At 58.3% G+C, this 17748-nt stretch carries 15 protein-coding genes; 5 read left to right on the forward strand and 10 right to left on the reverse strand.

Annotated features, from left to right (window positions below):
• Positions 1-2: 2 nt before the first annotated feature.
• From cyoB to AC1Q8Q_RS27160, 4 genes are all read right to left on the reverse strand, one after another.
• A complete protein-coding gene (gene cyoB / locus AC1Q8Q_RS27145; RefSeq protein ID WP_020796848.1) occupies positions 3-2033 on the reverse strand; it encodes a cytochrome o ubiquinol oxidase subunit I in 2031 nt (676 codons plus the stop codon).
• Positions 2034-2036: 3 nt separating this feature from the next.
• Positions 2037-2972 carry a ubiquinol oxidase subunit II gene (gene cyoA, locus AC1Q8Q_RS27150; protein WP_033038503.1) on the reverse strand — a complete coding sequence of 312 codons (936 nt, stop codon included), beginning with the start codon at positions 2970-2972 and terminating at the stop codon, positions 2037-2039.
• A gap of 815 nt (positions 2973-3787) precedes the next feature.
• Positions 3788-4297, reverse strand: coding sequence for a disulfide bond formation protein B (locus AC1Q8Q_RS27155; RefSeq protein ID WP_033038505.1), 510 nt, complete (start codon positions 4295-4297; stop codon positions 3788-3790).
• Positions 4298-4404: 107 nt separating this feature from the next.
• Entirely contained in the window at positions 4405-5298 is an 894-nt protein-coding gene (locus AC1Q8Q_RS27160; RefSeq protein ID WP_020796852.1) for a LysR family transcriptional regulator, read from the reverse strand.
• 121 nt (positions 5299-5419) lie between these two features.
• On the opposite strand from AC1Q8Q_RS27160, the gene AC1Q8Q_RS27165 reads away from it, so the two are divergent.
• Positions 5420-6355 (forward strand): DMT family transporter, encoded by a 936-nt coding sequence (locus tag AC1Q8Q_RS27165; protein ID WP_083348248.1) that lies wholly within the window; start codon positions 5420-5422, stop codon positions 6353-6355.
• Between the two features lie 21 nt (positions 6356-6376).
• On the opposite strand, the gene AC1Q8Q_RS27170 is transcribed toward AC1Q8Q_RS27165, so the two are convergent.
• The 6 genes from AC1Q8Q_RS27170 to AC1Q8Q_RS27195 all read right to left on the reverse strand — a co-directional run bounded on the left by AC1Q8Q_RS27170 (position 6377) and on the right by AC1Q8Q_RS27195 (position 11717).
• On the reverse strand, positions 6377-7153 hold the full coding sequence (locus AC1Q8Q_RS27170; RefSeq protein ID WP_020796854.1) for an ABC transporter substrate-binding protein: 777 nt from the start codon (positions 7151-7153) through the stop codon (positions 6377-6379).
• Positions 7154-7459: 306 nt separating this feature from the next.
• On the reverse strand, positions 7460-7912 hold the full coding sequence (moaE, locus tag AC1Q8Q_RS27175) for a molybdopterin synthase catalytic subunit MoaE (RefSeq protein ID WP_033042207.1): 453 nt from the start codon (positions 7910-7912) through the stop codon (positions 7460-7462).
• 3 nt (positions 7913-7915) lie between these two features.
• A complete protein-coding gene (moaD, locus tag AC1Q8Q_RS27180) occupies positions 7916-8158 on the reverse strand; it encodes a molybdopterin converting factor subunit 1 (RefSeq protein WP_020796856.1) in 243 nt (80 codons plus the stop codon).
• The gene (gene moaC, locus AC1Q8Q_RS27185; RefSeq protein WP_020796857.1) at positions 8155-8628 is read right to left on the reverse strand and encodes a cyclic pyranopterin monophosphate synthase MoaC; all 474 of its coding nucleotides are present in this window, start codon (positions 8626-8628) and stop codon (positions 8155-8157) included. Before moaC ends, moaD begins: the two co-directional genes overlap by 4 nt.
• Before the next feature lie 233 nt (positions 8629-8861).
• On the reverse strand, positions 8862-10256 hold the full coding sequence (locus AC1Q8Q_RS27190) for a PhoH family protein (RefSeq protein WP_020796858.1): 1395 nt from the start codon (positions 10254-10256) through the stop codon (positions 8862-8864).
• A gap of 336 nt (positions 10257-10592) precedes the next feature.
• Positions 10593-11717, reverse strand: coding sequence for a polysaccharide deacetylase family protein (locus AC1Q8Q_RS27195; protein ID WP_492615733.1), 1125 nt, complete (start codon positions 11715-11717; stop codon positions 10593-10595).
• A gap of 254 nt (positions 11718-11971) precedes the next feature.
• On the opposite strand from AC1Q8Q_RS27195, the gene yaaA reads away from it, so the two are divergent.
• The 4 genes from yaaA to AC1Q8Q_RS27215 all read left to right on the forward strand — a co-directional run bounded on the left by yaaA (position 11972) and on the right by AC1Q8Q_RS27215 (position 17745).
• Positions 11972-12751: a peroxide stress protein YaaA gene (gene yaaA / locus AC1Q8Q_RS27200; RefSeq protein ID WP_168757260.1), complete on the forward strand. Its 780-nt coding sequence runs from the start codon at positions 11972-11974 to the stop codon at positions 12749-12751.
• A gap of 820 nt (positions 12752-13571) precedes the next feature.
• On the forward strand, positions 13572-14888 hold the full coding sequence (locus AC1Q8Q_RS27205; protein WP_020796861.1) for a nucleotide sugar dehydrogenase: 1317 nt from the start codon (positions 13572-13574) through the stop codon (positions 14886-14888).
• Positions 14889-15057: 169 nt separating this feature from the next.
• Positions 15058-16539 (forward strand): mannuronan synthase, encoded by a 1482-nt coding sequence (gene alg8 / locus AC1Q8Q_RS27210; RefSeq protein WP_492615734.1) that lies wholly within the window; start codon positions 15058-15060, stop codon positions 16537-16539.
• Between the two features lie 36 nt (positions 16540-16575).
• A complete protein-coding gene (locus AC1Q8Q_RS27215; RefSeq protein ID WP_020796863.1) occupies positions 16576-17745 on the forward strand; it encodes an alginate biosynthesis protein Alg44 in 1170 nt (389 codons plus the stop codon).
• Positions 17746-17748: the final 3 nt, after the last annotated feature.

Below are 17748 nucleotides of genomic sequence, written 5' to 3' on the forward strand. Positions count from 1 at the left end.
GTTTAAGCCTGTTCCAACGAGGTTTCAACACGGGTGGCGGTGGCCGGGATTTTCCCTGCCGCTACCAGACGCTTGTGCTGCTCGGCTTCGATGCGCTCGATCGTTTCAACCGGGACCATATAGCCCTGGTCGTCACGTGCAGCGTGGATCGCGAAGTAGACGACAGTGCCTACCAGGCTCGCGATTGCCAGCCACCAGATGTGCCAGATCATCGCGAAACCGAACACGGTCAGCAGAGCCCCCATGACCACACCGGTAGCGGTGTTGTTTGGCATGTGGATCGGCTCGTATTTGGCCGGAGCCTTGTACGCGGTGCCGTTTTCCTTGGCTTCGGTGAACGGGTCGATGCAGTCAGCCTTAGGCAGCACGGCAAAGTTGTAGAACGGAGGTGGCGACGAGGTCGACCATTCCAGAGTGTGGGCATTCCACGGGTCACCGTGTTCGCACATGTTCTCTGGCTTCTTGCGGTCACGCACACTGACGTACAGCTGGATCAGTTGGCAGGCGATACCGAAGGCGATCATCACCGCACCGAACATGGCGACGTACAGATACGGCACCCACTCAGGGTTGGTGGTGGCGTTCAGACGACGGGTCATGCCCATGAAGCCCAGTGCATAGAGCGGCATGAACGCGACGAAGAAGCCCGAAATCCAGAACCAGAACGCTGCTTTACCCCAGCCTTCGTGCAGCTTGAAGCCGAACGCTTTCGGGAAGTAGAACGCGAAACCTGCGATGTAGCCGAATACCGCACCGCCGATGATCACGTTATGGAAGTGCGCGATCACGAACAGGCTGTTGTGCAGAACGAAGTCAGCACCCGGGATGGCCAGCAGTACGCCGGTCATGCCGCCGATGGCGAAGGTCACCATGAAGCCCAGGGTCCACAGCACTTGGCTGGTGAAACGCAGACGGCCCTGGTAGATGGTGAACAGCCAGTTGAACAGTTTCACACCCGTCGGGATGGAAATCAGCATCGTCGCCAGGCCGAAGAAGGCGTTGACGCTGGCACCCGAACCCATGGTGAAGAAGTGGTGCAGCCAAACCATGAAGCCCAGTACCGAGATCGCGCCCGAAGCGTAGATCATCGAGTGGTGGCCGAACAGTTTCTTGCCGGTGAAGGCCGAGATCACTTCCGAGAAGATGCCGAATGCCGGCAGGATCAGGATGTAAACCTCAGGGTGGCCCCAGGCCCAGAACAGGTTGACGTACATCATTGGATTGCCACCAAGTTCATTGGTGAAAATGTGGAAATCCATGTAACGGTCGAGGGTCAGCAGTGCCAGGGTAGCGGTCAGGATCGGGAACGAAGCCACGATCAGGACGTTGGCCCAGGTGCAGGTCCAGGTGAAGATCGGCATGTCCATCAGCTTCATGCCAGGGGTACGCATTTTCAGCACGGTGGCCAGGAAGTTGACCCCCGTCAGCGTCGTACCCAGGCCGGATAGCTGTAGCGCCCAGATGTAGTAGTCCATCCCCACGCCAGGGCTGTATTGCAGGCCCGACAGTGGCGGATAGGCAACCCAACCGGTCTTGGCGAATTCGCCGACGCCCAGGGACAGGTTGATCAGTACAACGCCGGACACCAGCAGCCAGAAGCTCAGGGAGTTCAGGAACGGGAAGGCAACGTCACGCGCGCCGATCTGCAGCGGCACTGCAAGGTTCATCAGGCCGGTGAAGAATGGCATCGCCATGAAGATGATCATGATCACACCGTGGGCGGTGAAGATCTGGTCATAGTGTTCAGGTGGCAGGTAGCCAGGCGAACCCTCGGTGGCCATGGCCAGTTGGGTACGCATCATGATGGCGTCGGCAAAGCCGCGCAGCAGCATGACCATGGCGACGATGATGTACATCACGCCGATTTTCTTGTGGTCGACCGAGGTCAACCACTCGGTCCACAGATAGGTCCACTTCTTGAAGTAAGTGATACCCGCGAACAGTGCCAGACCGCCGAGCGCGATCATGGCGATGGTCACCATCACGATCGGCTCGTGGAATGGGACCGCTTCCCAACTTAATTTACCAAACATCGTTTACTCCTCTGCCCCGGCAGCTGAATGCGAGTTCATGTCCGTAGCGGCCACTTCTTTCTCTTTCTTCTCGTGCTTGACCTTCGGGCCTGGTTTCATGCCTTCGTACTTGTCGACGATGATCTGGAACAGGTTCGGCGTCACCGAGGAGTAGAGCTCGACTGGGTTGTTCTGGCTCTGCTTGGAAAGGGCTGCGTATTCAGCTTGTTCAAGCTGTTTAGGTGCCTTTTTGACTTCACTTACCCAGGCGTCGAAATCTTCCTGGGAAGTTGCGATCGCTTTGAATTTCATACCGGTGAAACCGGCACCGCTGTAGTTGGCGGAGATGCCGTCCATTTCAGCGTTGCGGTCGGCGATCAGGTGCATTCTGGTCTGCATGCCCGCCATCGCGTAGATCTGGCCGCCCAGGCCCGGGATGAAGAACGAGTTCATCACGGCGTCGGAGGTGATCTTGAAGTTGATTGGCGTGTGCGCCGGGAACACGATCTTGTTGACCGTGGCAATGCCTTGTTCCGGGTAGATGAACAGCCACTTCCAGTCCAGCGCGACCACTTCGATGGTCACAGGCTTCACGTCGGATTCGATCGGACGGTACGGGTCCAGCTCGTGGGTCGACTTGTAGGTGATGTAACCCAGGGCAATGATGATCAACACCGGAACAGTCCACACCGCGATCTCGATCTTGGTGGAGTGGTTCCATTTAGGCGTGTAGGTCGCCTTGGTGTTGGATGCGCGGTATTTCCAGGCAAACAGGAAGGTCATCACGATGACCGGGATCACAACCAACAGCATCAGCAGCGTTGCGGTGATGATCAGGTTTCGCTGTTCCAGGCCAACCTGGCCCGTGGGATTGAGCAAGGTCATGTTGCAGCCTCCCAGCAACAACGTGCCGAGCAGCGGCAATAAGCCTAGTAGTCTGGGGTACCTGTTTTTACTCATCTCACGACCTCTAAAGCAGCTTGCGCAATGCAGTTGGGTTTTGATCGCCAACACTTCACCCTGCCAAGGGTTGGCATTTTTCTTGGATTGAATAAGGGCTTGCCCGTCGAGCGTCAGAGGCGTTTCGACAAATCCTGGGCCAGCAGTGAGTTCTTATTCGAATTCGTGGTCAAAGGCCTTGTTACAGCCCAATTCCATTTGGTGCGGATAGTTGGAGGCACCGACACCTGGGCGTCGCATCAAGCCCGAAGGCCTCTCGACACCCTCGTGCCATTCATGCACCAGAGCCAGGGTGAGCAGTGCCGGGAATTCAGTGCGGGCGATTGTAGATATGTAGCGTTTTATAAACCATGTCTTATCCCGAAATAATTTTTATCCCAGCCCGCAACAATCCTGACCCAATTCTGTAAAAGTGGCGCATCTTATCGAAATTGATTCTCAACAAAAACACCAAAAAAAGTAGGGCTACCACCCGCAATTCAGACAGTATCGAAGGCGCGGAAACGACCCTGAATGCCGCCCTGGCCCCGATGAGACAAGGGCTTCGGCAAATCGCCACAACCTGTTAAAACTGCCTGCTTCCTTTTGGGCCGGCGAAAAACCGGCGGCACTCTAACACACCAATTTCATTACAGGAGACTGCACCAATCCGGCACCCGAAAGCGCGCTGCGACACTCGCGATGTGACAACATGTCGCAGACTTGTCGCACCCCTGATTGCCGTGCATCAGGGTGTCCTTGCCTGCCCCCTGAAACGCAAAAACGCCCCGGCCCTCTCATCGAGGACCGGGGCGTTTGGCATCAATCGGATGACTTCAGCGCAGCGCCTTTCGATTGCGTAGCGTCAGCAGCGGCACCAGCACCACCACCAGCACGAAGGCCAGCAGCGCCCATTGCGCCAGGGACAACCCCAGGATCGGTGGGTAAGGCGTGGAGCAGAAACCGTCTACCTGGAAACCCAGCGGGAAGATCTTCGCCAGCGGCAAGCCATCGACGATCGGTTGCAGCACATCGATGCCGCAACTGACGGCCGGATAGAACTGCGTATAGACGTGGTGCCCGGCCACCGCGACGCCCGCCAGGGCACAAATGACCACCAGGGTCTCCAGCACCGTGATGCTGCGTCGGGTGCGCATGGCCGCACCGATGAAAGCGAAGAGCGCGATCAACAGCAGCGCGTAACGCTGCAGGATGCACAATGGGCACGGGGCCTCGCCCAAAACCACTTGCATGTATAACGCACCGCCGATCAGCGCCAGGCAGATGATGCCCAACAGCACCAGGTAGCGCCGCTCACGGCCCAGACGCATCGTTTCCTCGCTCATCGTGTTTCCCTTTTGACTTTCGATTGCCCGCCAGTTTACACGCTGGCCTTGACCTTTGAGAGCCTGGCGCGTGCAAGCGGGTATCGTGGGAATAGACGACAGGTCGGTTAAGAAGACATTAACTGTAACGACCCTGGCCCCGAGAACTCGGCCTGCAGCAACTTCACAAACGCCTCACGAGCCGGGTGCCGACCTGCGTTCTCGTGCCAGTAAAAAAGGTTGTCGATGCTCGTCAGTTCCGGGAATTCATATCCCTGGCAGCCTGCCCCGAGACAATACTGCTCGTAGATTCCACGGGGTACCAGCGAGACGCCCGCACCGGCACTGACACAGCCAACGATGGTGCCATAGCTGGCGATGCTGACAATCGGTTGCACCTGGTCATGGCGCAGCAGCCACTGTTCCAGTGCGAAGCGGTACGGGCAGCCCGGGGGCCACATGAAAATCGCCTTGCCCTGCAGATCCGCCGCCTGGCGCAAAGGCCCGTGGGAGGAGGACGCGATGAGAATCAGATCTTCGCGGTACATCACTTCCCGCTGCAGTCCCGGGCGTTCAACGTTCACCGCTACGAACGCCCCATCCAGCCGACGATGTTGCGTGTCGTCGAGCAATTGAGCCCAAGTGCCGGTGCTCAGCTCCAGCATCACCTTTGGGTAGAGCGCGTGGTACTTGGCCAATAGTCGCGGCAAGCGTCCCGTGGCACTGGACTCGATGGCACCAATGCGCAGAGGACCGCTTGGCGCACCGTCGGGGGCCAACGCCCTGCACGCTTCCTCGGCCAGGCCGAGGATTTTCGTCGTGTAATCGAGAAACACTTCACCGGCCGGCGTGATCCGCAATCCTCGGCCATCGCGAGAAAACAGCGGCGTACCGAGTTCACGCTCCAGGGACTTGAGGCGTGCAGTGATATTGGACGGTACGCAATGCAGCACCTCAGCCGCACGCGCGATGCTGCCGAGATGGTGAACCGTGTTGAACATGCGCAGCTGGGACAGCTCCATATCTCACCCAAAGTGAATGCTTGAGTCAGTTTAAGTCACTTGTAGTGAATCTGGATGGTTTTGATAATTCGAGCGAGAGCCATCCAGTCGCACCTTCACACTTTGGGGAATCAGGCAGTCTATGGATTTTATCCAGCGCAAGATCCAGTCTTTCGCCAAAAGCCCTGGCGCTAGAATCGTCCTGGCGGCTTTTTTCGTCATCCTTTGCTGGGCCTATTCGCCCATTGGCATCCACATCGGGTTAGAGGCTTACCAGCCCGGTCATCTGGCGCTGATCCGCTTTCTCATCGCCTCGACATTCATGGCCGGGGTCGCAGGGGTGATGGGTATTTCCCTGCCTCGCCTGAAAGACCTGCCGCTGTTGGCTGTCCTGGGATTCTTTGCTGTGAGTCTGCACCACATCGCCCTCAACTTTGGCCAACGAGAGGTCAGCGCCGGCGCCGCGAGTGTCCTCGCACAATCCACGCCACTGTTCAGCACGTTACTGGCGCATTTCGTGCTCAAGGAGCGCGTCAACCACTGGCAATGGGTCTGCGTGCTGGGCGGTTTGCTCGGTGCCGCTGTCGTGGTCACGGGGGATCGTGATTTTGGTGAACTGGATGCCCATGGGTTGCTGATTCTGCTGGCGGCATTGTCCTGGAGTGTTTATTTCGCCATGCAAAAACGCCATTCCCATCGCTACAACGGGCTGACAATGGTGTGCTACACCATTTGGTCGGGCACCACGCTATTGCTTGTGTATGCACCGGGGTTGTGGAGTGAAGTGCAGAAAGCCCCGGCATCGGTCAATCTGGCGGTGCTCATCCTGGGGATTTTCCCCAGTGCCCTTGCTTACCTCGCCTGGGCATATGTACTGGCGCACAGCAACGTGAGCTGCGCGTCCATTTCGCTTTACCTGATTCCGCCCACCGCCATGCTGATGGCCTCGGTGGCCCTGGCTGAACGCCCTTCGATCATGGTCGTCATCGGGATGATCATCGTGCTGACGAGCGTACTTGCCCTCAACCTGAAACCATCGAAATCCAGGGAATCTGCAGCGCACCGGGGGCTTTCGTGAGAAAGCCCCGGGAGCGATCGATCAGTCGCCGTAGATATCGGACTTGAAGTACTGTTGCGAAATCTTCTGGTACTCGCCATTGGCGCGAATGCCGTCGATGGCGGCGTTCAGCTGTGATACCAGCTCGGTGTTGCCCTTGCGTACCGCAATCCCCGCGCCCTCACCCACGTATTTCGGGTCCTTGAGCTCCGGGCCGGCAAATGCGTAGCCCTTGCCGCGCGGCATCGACAGGAAGTCGTTGAGCGGAATGGTGTCGGCAAAGATGGCATCGAGGCGACCGGCTGCCAGGTCCATGTAGATCTCTTCGTTGTTGCTGTAGCGCTTGACGTTGACGCCCTTGGGTTCGAAGACTTCGGTCGCGTAGCGGTCGGTGGTGGTTGCCCGTTGCACGCCAACGGTCTTGCCCTTGAGGCTGTTGTATTGATCATCCACGACTGCGCCTTCCTTCATGACCAGGCGCGACGAGGTGAAGTAGTACTTGTGGGTGAAATCCACCGACTTCTTGCGGTCTTCATTGATGGTCATCGACGACAGCGCCATGTCGATTTTCTTCACTTTCAAGGAAGGAATCAGACCGTCGAACTCGCCCTCGACCCACACGCACTTGACCTTCATCTGCGCGCACAGGGCATTGCCGATGTCGTAGTCGAAACCGACGATTTCGCCTTTGTCGGTCTTGGAGGCGAACGGCGGGTAGGCCGCTTCGATGCCGATACGCAGGGTTTTCTCGGCGGCAAACACGCTGCTGCACGCCAACAAGCTCAGGGCCAGACCGGTGATGAGGGGGAATTTCTTCATGTTCGTTCTCTCGCGGGTTGTTGTTGGTTTGGCAAGATGGAAGAAGAGCAGAAACGGGAGAAGCCTTTTTTGTACTTATAAATCCATACTGGACTTTTATGTATTAGGCGTCAATCCGGCCCGCGCTCTTAAATCACCCTCTGGTCGGGAGGTGAGTCAAGAGAAAATCGGATGTTGCAGATGGCCCCTTCGCGAGTAGGCTCGCTCCCACATTTGAACTTTGAAGAACACACATTCTGTGTTCGACAAAAATCCCCTGTGGGAGCGAGCCTGCTCGCGAAGGCGTACTTGCAGAAGTCGTCGGAGTCACTGCTTCCAGCGATCCGCCGCCGCATGATCGCTGTCACGCCCCTCGACCCAACGCGGGCCGTCGCTGGTGTTTTCCTTCTTCCAGAACGGTGCGCGGGTTTTCAGGTAGTCCATGACAAAGGCGCAGGCGTCGAATGCCGCCTGGCGGTGGGCGCTGGCGGCGCCGACAAAGACAATCGGTTCGCCGGGCTCAAGGGCACCGATGCGATGCAGCACTTCCAGCTTGAGCAAGGGCCAGCGCTGCTCGGCCTCGGTGGCGATCTTGCCAAGGGCCTTTTCGGTCATGCCCGGGTAGTGTTCGAGGAACATCCCGGCGACATCCAGGCCATCATTGAAGTCGCGCACATAGCCGACAAAACTCACCACCGCCCCGACGCCGACATTTGCATCGTGCATGGCGTTGACTTCTGCACCGGGATCGAACGCGGTCGATTGCACGCGAATGGCCATGGCTCAGCCCCCGGTCACGGTAGGGAAAAACGCCACTTCATCGCCATCGCTCACCGGCTCATCGAGCTGGCAGAGGTCTTCGTTGCGGGCGCACATCAGGTTTTGCTCACTCAATACCTCGGCACCCTCACGCTGGGCCAACAGTGCGCGGACGTCATCGACAGTGGCGAAGTCGCCTTGAACCTTCATCGAGTCCAACCCCAGCGCTTCACGATATCGAGCAAAAAACTTCACGGTGACGTTCATGATGGATCCGCCTGAAAATGACCGCTCTTGCCGCCGACCTTTTCCAGTAGCCGTACACTTTCAATGGTCATGCCACGATCCACGGCCTTGCACATGTCATAGATAGTCAAGGCGGCGACACTGGCAGCCGTCAGCGCTTCCATCTCGACCCCGGTCTGCCCGGACAATTTGCAGCGCGCGACGATGCGTACGCTGTCCTCGCCTTCGGCACTGAGCTCGACCTTGACCCCGGTCAGCATCAACGGATGGCACAGGGGGATCAGGTCACTGGTTTTTTTCGCCGCCTGAATGCCGGCAATGCGGGCCACGGCGAACACATCGCCCTTGGGATGACCGCCGCTTACGATCATTTGCAAGGTTTCGGGCAGCATGCGCACCAGCGCTTGGGCCGTCGCTTCACGGAACGTCACGGCTTTTTCGGTGACGTCGACCATATTGGCGCGACCTTGGGAATCGAGATGAGTCAGCACGGGGTTACTCCTGATCAGGAGTCCCGATTGTAAACCTGTGGGTCAGATTTCCGCACGCGAGATTATCGGATCACCACAGAACACTGTGGGAGCGAGCCTGCTCGCGAAGGCGTATCAGGCACCTCTGTGTCGACTGACACACCTTCGCGAGCAGGCTCGCTCCCACAATGGGGAATTGTGTCGGGCATGGAAAACCGGGCGGCTTTTGGGGCCGCCCGGTCTGGGTGAAGTGGCTACAGATGCGATTCGGCGTATTCGGCCAGGATCGAACGAGGCACCCCTTGCAGGGTGATGTGCACGCCGTTAGGGAAGTCCTTGAAGCGCTCGGTCAGGTACGTCAGCCCGGAGCTGGTCGCGGACAGGTAAGGGGTGTCGATTTGCGCCAGGTTACCCAGGCACACCACTTTGGAGCCGGCACCGGCACGGGTGATGATGGTTTTCATCTGGTGCGGTGTGAGGTTCTGGCATTCGTCGATCAGGATCAGGCTCTGCTGGAAGCTGCGGCCACGGATGTAGTTGAGGGATTTGAACTGCAACGGCACTTTGCTGAGGATGTAGTCGACGCTGCCATGGGTGCTTTCGTCATCCATGTGCAAGGCTTCGAGGTTGTCGGTGATAGCGCCCAGCCAAGGCTCCATTTTTTCCGCTTCGGTGCCGGGCAGGAAGCCGATTTCCTGGTCCAGGCCTTGCACGCTGCGGGTGGCGATGATGCGGCGGTAGCGCTTGCTGACCATGGTCTGCTCGATGGCCGCGGCCAGCGCGAGGATGGTTTTACCGGAACCTGCGGCACCGGACAGGTTGACCAAGTGGATGTCCGGATCAAGCAAGGCATACAGCGCCAGGCTCTGATAGATGTCACGCGGTTTCAAACCCCAGGCTTCCTGGTGCAGCAGGGGCTCCTGGTGCAGGTCCAGGATCAGCAGTTTGTCTTCCTCGATCTCCTTGATCCAGCCGACGAAACCCTGCTCATCGATGATGAATTCGTTGATATGCACGGCTGGCAGATTGTCGATCAACTGCACCTGGTGCCAGGTGCGACCGTGGTCCTGACGGGTCTCGACCTTGCTTACCCGGTCCCAGAAGGAGCCGCTCATGTTGTGGTAGCCATTAGGCAACAGCGACACGTCGTCGACCAACTGGTCGGTGCTGTAGTCCTCGGCCGCGATCCCACAGGCACGCGCCTTGAGGCGCATGTTGATGTCTTTGGTGACCAGCACCACGGGCTTCTTCGGCTCGCGTGCGTGCAGGTCGATCAGTTGGTTGATGATCCTGTTGTCATTCAGATGCTCAGGCAGAACGATGTGGGGTTCAGCCTGCTTGCTCATCAGAATTGACAGCAATCCCTTGGGCCCGCTCTTGCCCCGTTGGATCGGCACGCCCTGCTCGACGTCCTCGGGCGAGGCATCACCCAGGGTCTTGTCGATCAGCCTGATGGCCTGGCGACATTCGGCGGCAACGCTGTGATGCCCACTCTTGAGCTTGTCGAGTTCCTCAAGCACGGTCATCGGGATCGCGACGTGGTGTTCTTCGAAGTTAAGCAGCGCGTTTGGATCGTGAATCAATACGTTGGTATCGAGTACATAAAGGATTGGCTGGTTGGAAGAAGAGCTACGTCCGTGATCATCCATACTCGGTCACCTTTGTCAGAGCCAGTGGACGCAATACCTTGGCGGTGCTGCGCCTCGAAGTGACTACCGAATACACCTGCGGGGACTCAAGTGTTCTGCATACATGCGGGGTCTTGGAAGACGCCACCTGTGTTGCAGGTTTCGGCGGTCTGTCTTCGTAATACTCCAAAACCCATGACAGAAAAAAGCACTTTGACGCTTTTTTGAAGTTTATTTTGCAGAGTGACGAAAAGCCCTTGGCGGACTGCCATCACTTGTTTACAGTCGGAGATCAACCTGCAGCAAAACCCCCTCAAAAATCGCCACTTACCCAATGTTTCCGGGCTTTGGCCGTTTTCAGCGGAACCCTTCCTGACAGTCTTCCCAACCGATCCCGCTTTGCGCCGTTTGCGTGATCAGCCAGGGCAACGCCGTTTTCACCCCGTCCTGTTTCACATTGAAATTGATTACCCCATGGCGCCACAGCAGCATCAGGGTCAACACCCGTTGCGCACTCTGGCTGCCCTTGAGCTTGCCCGCGCCGTCCTGGGCATCGATATCCCACAAGGCGACCTGCAACCCCTGGGCTTTGAAGAAAGCGCCGGCGTCGGCGCGACGCTGGCCGTCGGGCGGGCGAAACAGGGGGACGAAGTTCTCCGGCAGTTTGTTCCTGGCCGGCTCGACGCTGCGGCGTACCGAGTCCTGCCAGTCCTGCCAATGGCTGTGGGAGCGAAACTCCCAGCCCTGCACACCGACGCACTGGTTTGACCAGTTCGCTTGCAGACTGGTCCCCGGGCGCTCGCCCAGGCGCGCCTGGAGGTCCTTGCCGAGCACGAAGAACGTGCCGCTCAGGTTGGCCTTGCGCAAGTACCCGGCGACCCAGTCGGTATTGTCCGGCACGGCATTGGCGGCGCTGTCGAACGTCAACAGGAACAGCCGGTCATGCATCGCGTCGCCATTGCGCTCATAGTCTCCAAAATGATCGACTTCACTGCTGGTTTGCGGAAACAGTGCCGCCTTGCGCAGTTGCTCATCCAGGTACTGGGTGTGGAACAGGCGACTTGGTTCGGCCCAGCGTATGTAGTAGCTGTCTTCGCTGAGCTGGAACTTGCCCGCCTGCTCGCGCAAGGTGGCCATGTCCTCGACCAGGAAACAGAAGGAGGCATCCTGGTCGCAGCTCTGTTGGGCGAAGTTGTAGTTGGCCAACAGGCGTTGCCATAGACGCTGGCGAACACGATTGACCGACTCCAGGTTGATCGTGCGCAGGCCCAGGCGTTGCGCCAGTGCCGCTTCGTCCAGGGATTCACTGGCCAGCAGCACACGGGCGAACATGAGGATTTCGGCACGCGACGCGACATCGAACAGGGTCGGGTTGTCGAGCTTTTCCGGCCAGGTGCTGCGATCCAGCGTGGCCACTGCACCTGGCGCCGCCATGACGCCGAAGCTCAGCAGCCAGGCGCTGAGCAGAAAAACGATACGCAATGGGATGTCTCCATAACAAAACCCGGGCGGCACTATATCGCGGGAAGATCAAAAGATCGCAGCCTCGCTTCGCTCGACAGCTCCTACAGGAATGCATGTTCCGATTTCACGCCAACGCGGTCCCGTAGGAGCTGTCTCGCGAAGCGAGGCTGCGATCTTGTCCCATGACACCACCGATCACCTATCACACCCATAGCTGGAGTCAACGATGACAACCCCCTAGAATCGCCGCCACGATTAAAGGAGACGACTTCATGCTGATGGTGATTTCCCCCGCCAAGACCCTTGATTACGAAACACCGCCGGCGACCCAGCGCTTTACCCAGCCGCAGTACCTCGACCACTCCCAGGAACTGATCCAGCAATTGCGCGACCTGACCCCGGCGCAGATCAGCGAGTTGATGCACGTTTCCGACAAGATCGGCGGGCTCAACGCCGCCCGATTTGGCAGCTGGACACCCGCCTTTACCCCGGCCAACGCCAAGCAGGCCTTGCTGGCCTTCAAAGGCGACGTCTACACCGGGCTCAATGCACAAACCTTCAGCGAAGCCGACTTCGACTACGCCCAGCAACATCTACGCATGCTTTCCGGCCTGTATGGCCTGCTACGCCCCCTGGACCTGATGCAACCGTACCGCCTGGAAATGGGCACCAAGCTGGCCAATGCCCGGGGCAAGGACCTGTATGCCTTCTGGGGCACACGTATCAGCGAATGGTTGAACGAAGCCCTGGCCGATCAGGGCGATGACGTGCTGCTCAACCTGGCCTCCAACGAGTATTTCTCGGCGGTCAAGCGCAGCGCCTTGAAGGCACGCATCATCAACACTGACTTCAAGGACCTGAAGAACGGTCAGTACAAAATCATCAGCTTCTACGCGAAAAAGGCCCGGGGCATGATGAGCCGCTTCATCATCGAAGAGCGCATCAACGATCCGGCAGACTTGAAAAAGTTTGACGTTGAAGGCTATCGGTACAGTGCCGAACAGTCTAAACCAGACAGTCTGGTGTTCCTGCGCGACCACACTTCAGAGTAAGCAACTGATCGGTGCACGACTTCATGAACTGTCGCGCACCGATGCCTGATCGTCCGACAATCCCCCGCCCCATTCGTCGATCCTTTGACGCCAAAAAACCAACACCCAATTTGCTAACTTTTGTTTCACTGGACGTCAGTGATTTTTTTTGTAGTGGCACTGAAAATTTTTCTCAGTAGTGGCACAAAACTACCAGACAGGACATTGAGCCAATATATAAAGGGCCAAATCGCAAGTGCTATCAATATGAGAGCAGTGCCATCTTTCTCAATATTTCAAGAAATTTCAAAATTCGCGATGGGTGGGCTGGAACTATGTCCAAATGCGTAGCTCATACCACCTGTAACGAATCTCTCAATGCGTGTACGAGATAACTTACGCAGAGAAGAGATCTACGCAGCCAAGTTGTCACATTAACTTTGGCAGACTGATCTCTGATTTGGGCAACACATTAAGGACTGGAGATACGCATATCACTATCCCTTACAAGGCCAAGGCTGCGCCCCCTATAAACGTGCTTCCCTGAGCACCCAACCGCTTGATTTACAGGCCTCACGGCCTGGCTTTGAGCGCGCAAGACCTTTGCCCATTGTCTTCTGACTGGAAGACCGGCTGCATGGCAAGGCACATCAGAACAATAAGGCCTAGTTGCGCACACTTTGAGTGAACTGCTTAGACACTCGAAACTTTGAATGCCTGCACGCGACACTGTGGCGCCTATAAGCCGTAGTTGCCCGTGCACTATGACCGCTGAACACCCTTAACTTCGGCCAATTAATGGCTCGATGAAAACAGGCTTGATAATAGAGAGGTAATTGCGATGCGCATCAGCATATTTGGTTTGGGTTACGTTGGCGCCGTCTGTGCCGGTTGCCTGTCTGCACGGGGCCATGACGTCGTTGGCGTCGATGTTGCCAAAGACAAGATCGATATGATCAATGCCGGCAAATCGCCGATCGTTGAACCGGGCCTGGGCGAACTTCTGGCGCAGGGAATCGAGACTGGCCGTCTGCGCGGCACGACCAACTTCGCCGAGGCGATTCGCGATACCGACCTGTCGATGATTTGCGTCGGCACGCCGAGCAAGAAGAACGGCGACCTGGAACTGAACTACATCGAGGCCGTGTGCCGCGAGATTGGTTTTGTCCTGCGCGACAAGACTACCCGTCACACTATCGTGGTCCGCAGCACCGTTTTGCCGGGTACCGTGGCAAACGTTGTCATCCCGATTCTCGAAGACTGCTCCGGCAAGAAGGCCGGTGTCGATTTCGGTGTCGCGGTCAACCCTGAGTTCCTGCGCGAAAGCACCGCGATCGCCGACTACGACCAGCCGCCAATGACCGTCATCGGCGAGTTCGACAAGGCCTCGGGCGACGTCCTGCAATCGCTGTACGAAGAACTCGACGCGCCGATCATCCGCAAGGACATCGCCGTTGCCGAAATGATCAAGTACACCTGCAACGTGTGGCACGCCACCAAGGTGACCTTCGCCAACGAGATCGGCAACATCGCCAAGGCCGTCGGCGTCGATGGTCGTGAAGTGATGGACGTGGTTTGCCAGGACAAGACCCTGAACCTGTCCCAGTACTACATGCGCCCAGGCTTCGCCTTCGGCGGCTCCTGCCTGCCCAAGGACGTGCGCGCCCTGACCTACCGCGCCGGTTCCCTGGACGTCGAAGCACCGCTGCTCAACTCGCTGATGCGCAGTAACGAGTCCCAGGTGCAGAACGCCTTCGACATCGTGTCCAGCCACGACAAACGCAAAGTCGCGCTGCTGGGCCTGAGCTTCAAGGCCGGCACCGACGACCTGCGCGAGAGCCCATTGGTTGACCTGGCAGAAATGCTGATCGGCAAGGGCTACGACCTGAGCATCTACGACAGCAACGTCGAGTACGCCCGTGTCCACGGTGCGAACAAGGACTACATCGAGTCGAAGATCCCGCACGTCTCGTCCTTGCTCAATTCCGACTTCGACGCGGTGATCAACAACTCCGACGTGATCATCCTCGGCAACCGTGACGAGAAATTCCGCGCCCTGGTGCAGAACGTCCCGCACGGCAAGCAAGTGATCGACCTGGTCGGCTTCATGTCCAAGGCCACCAGCACGGATGGCCGGGCTGAAGGCATTTGCTGGTAACCGGCGGGTTGTAAGCGCTTCAAGCTGATCGCCAGCAAGCCGGCTCCTACAGATCATCGCAAATCTGTAGGAGCTGGCTTGCCAGCGATGGCGTACCTGAGATCGCCATCGCCGACAAGCCGGCTCCTACAGGGGCGCGAGACTTGCAACTGACTTTAGGATTCCGATTATGCACAGGCTAAAGAACGGCCTACTCCAGGCCGCCGGTTGGCTGTTTTATCTAAGTTTACTGATGGGCATCGCCATGGCGCTGCCTGTGTCCACGTTCGACTCCGAGTCGAAGGACTTCATTTTCCTGATCGGTATCGTCGGTATCTGGCGCTACTCGATGGGTGCCACGCACTTCCTGCGCGGCATGCTGTTCCTGTACGTGGTCTATCCGCACCTGCGGCGCAAAGTGCACAAGCTGGGCAAGGCGGCGGACCCGTCCCACGTATTTTTGATGGTCACCAGTTTCCGTATCGACGCCCTGACCACCGCGCAGGTCTACAGCTCAGTGATCCGCGAAGCGATCGACTGCGAGTTGCCGACCACCGTGGTCTGCTCCATCGTCGAAATGTCCGATGAACTGCTGGTCAAGAGTCTGTGGAGCCGGATGAATCCGCCTGCCCGGGTGAAGCTCGACTTCGTGCGCATTCCCGGCACAGGCAAGCGCGATGGCCTGGCTTTCGGTTTCCGCGCCATCTCCCGTCACCTGCCGGACGACCGCGCCGTGGTGGCCGTGATCGATGGCGATACCGTGCTCGGCGAAGGCGTCGTGCGCAAGACCGTGCCGTGGTTCCAGCTGTTCGGCAACGTCGGTGGCCTGACCACCAACGAATTCTGCGAAGTGCGCGGCGGCTACATCATGAGCGAGTGGCACAAGCTGCGTTTCGCCCAGCGTCACATCAACATGTGCTCGATGGCCCTGTCCAAGCGCGTGCTGACCATGACCGGGCGGATGTCGGTGTTCCGTGCCACCGTGGTCACCAACCCGGAATTCATCGCCGACGTGGAAAGCGACTCGCTGCAACACTGGCGCCTGGGTCGTTTCAAGTTCCTCACCGGCGACGACAAGTCCAGCTGGTTCAGCCTGATGCGCCTGGGCTACGACACCTTCTACGTGCCTGATGCCGCGATCAACACCGTCGAGCATCCTCCGGAAAAGAGCTTCATCAAGGCCAGTCGCAAGCTGATGTTCCGCTGGTACGGCAACAACCTGCGGCAGAACTCCCGCGCACTCGGCCTGGGGGTCAAGCGCCTCGGTGCGTTCACATCCGTGGTGTTGTTCGATCAGCGCGTGTCGATGTGGACCTCCCTGCTGGGCCTGACCGTGGCGTTGATCGCCAGCTTCAAGTACGGCACCGCGTTCATCCTGGTGTACCTGCTGTGGATCGGCATCACCCGCCTGATCCTGACCCTGCTGCTGTCGTGCTCCGGCCACCGGATCGGTCCAGCCTACCCAGCGATTCTCTATTACAACCAGATCGTTGGCGCACTGGTGAAGATCTACGTGTTCTTCCGCCTCGACCAACAGTCCTGGACTCGCCAGCCCACTGCCCTGACCCGTGATCTCGCCAGCTTTCAACGTTGGTTCAACACCTGGTCGTCTCGGACCATGACCTTCTCCGCCGGCAGCATCTTTGTCGCCGTGCTGCTGATGATGGTCTGACCGCCCCCTTTTTGAATTAACCAGGAAATCGCCTTTATGAATACCGCCGTCAACGCCAACGTAGTGCACGAATCCGAAGCCCAGCGCCAACACGCCCGCGTGAAAATCCCGGCCAAGCTGCGTTTCTTCGGCCCTGACCGGACCCCGGTCGAGGCGCGAGTGATCGACCTTTCCGCCGGTGGCCTGGCCTTCAACGCCGGGCAACTGCCACTGAAAGTCGGCGACAAGTACAAGGCCCGACTGCAATTCGTCATCGACAACCTTGGCCTGGCCATGGACGTGGAATTGCAGGTACGTTCCTGCGATCGCGAGACCGGTCGCACCGGTTGCCAGTTCCAGAACCTGGAGCCGCAAGACATTTCGACCTTGCGCCACCTGATCACGTCGCACCTGGCCGGCGACATCGTCACCATCGGCGAAGTGCTGGCGACCCTGCAGCGCGACAACTTCACCAAGGCGCGCAAGAACAAGGATGGCGGTCACGGCATGAGCGCCTTCGGGCGCATGAAAGCGGTGACCTTCAGCCTGGGGATTTTTGTCGTCGGCCTGGCGGCGTTCGGCTTCATCTTCAAGTCGGTGTACGGCATGTACTTTGTCAGCCACGCCCAGGCGGGCATTGTCAGCGTGCCGGGTGTGAACATCACCATGCCCCGCGACGGCACCGTGCAGAGCCTGGTGAAAGCTGATGGCGTTGCCGCCAAAGGCGCGCCGCTGGCAACCTTCAGCACCAGCATGCTCGACGTGCTCAAAGGTCACCTGGAAGACGATCAACTGGCCCCGGCCAAGGTTGCAGAGCTCTTCGGCAAGCAAATGACGGGCACCCTGACGTCGCCTTGCGATTGCATCGTGGCCCAGCAAATGGTGTCCAACGGTCAATACGCCAGCAAGGGTGACGTGATCTTCCAGCTGGTGCCACGCAACACCGAAGCCAACGTCGAGGCGCGCTTCTCCTATCGCCAGTTCAGCGACGTATTGCCGGGCACTCCGGTGCGCTTCCAGATCGCCGGCGAAGACAAGACCCGCACCGGCAAAATCGTCAGCAGCACCAGCCTGAAAAGCGCCGACCTGTCCTCCGACATCCGCGTACTGATCCAGCCTGACGAAGCCCTGGGCAGCAACCTGGCCGGCCGTCCCGTGGAAGTTAACAGCGACCGTGGCCCTAACCTGAACTGGCTGATCGATAAAGCCATGGCTGCTGGTCTGTAACCG

Source organism: Pseudomonas sp. GW823-FHT06B06, from assembly GCF_058795195.1.

What these genes read in the sequence shown, in the direction of transcription:
- cyoB (WP_020796848.1), bottom strand. Translation starts at nt 2,033, where the DNA reads ATGTTTGGTAAATTAAGTTGGGAAGCGGTCCCATTCCACGAGCCGATC.
- AC1Q8Q_RS27170 (WP_020796854.1), bottom strand. Translation starts at nt 7,153, where the DNA reads ATGAAGAAATTCCCCCTCATCACCGGTCTGGCCCTGAGCTTGTTGGCG.
- moaE (WP_033042207.1), bottom strand. Translation starts at nt 7,912, where the DNA reads ATGGCCATTCGCGTGCAATCGACCGCGTTCGATCCCGGTGCAGAAGTC.
- cyoA (WP_033038503.1), bottom strand. Translation starts at nt 2,972, where the DNA reads ATGAGTAAAAACAGGTACCCCAGACTACTAGGCTTATTGCCGCTGCTC.
- AC1Q8Q_RS27215 (WP_020796863.1), top strand. Translation starts at nt 16,576, where the DNA reads ATGAATACCGCCGTCAACGCCAACGTAGTGCACGAATCCGAAGCCCAG.
- AC1Q8Q_RS27160 (WP_020796852.1), bottom strand. Translation starts at nt 5,298, where the DNA reads ATGGAGCTGTCCCAGCTGCGCATGTTCAACACGGTTCACCATCTCGGC.
- moaD (WP_020796856.1), bottom strand. Translation starts at nt 8,158, where the DNA reads ATGAACGTCACCGTGAAGTTTTTTGCTCGATATCGTGAAGCGCTGGGG.
- alg8 (WP_492615734.1), top strand. Translation starts at nt 15,058, where the DNA reads ATGCACAGGCTAAAGAACGGCCTACTCCAGGCCGCCGGTTGGCTGTTT.
- AC1Q8Q_RS27165 (WP_083348248.1), top strand. Translation starts at nt 5,420, where the DNA reads ATGGATTTTATCCAGCGCAAGATCCAGTCTTTCGCCAAAAGCCCTGGC.
- yaaA (WP_168757260.1), top strand. Translation starts at nt 11,972, where the DNA reads ATGCTGATGGTGATTTCCCCCGCCAAGACCCTTGATTACGAAACACCG.
- AC1Q8Q_RS27190 (WP_020796858.1), bottom strand. Translation starts at nt 10,256, where the DNA reads ATGGATGATCACGGACGTAGCTCTTCTTCCAACCAGCCAATCCTTTAT.
- AC1Q8Q_RS27155 (WP_033038505.1), bottom strand. Translation starts at nt 4,297, where the DNA reads ATGAGCGAGGAAACGATGCGTCTGGGCCGTGAGCGGCGCTACCTGGTG.
- AC1Q8Q_RS27205 (WP_020796861.1), top strand. Translation starts at nt 13,572, where the DNA reads ATGCGCATCAGCATATTTGGTTTGGGTTACGTTGGCGCCGTCTGTGCC.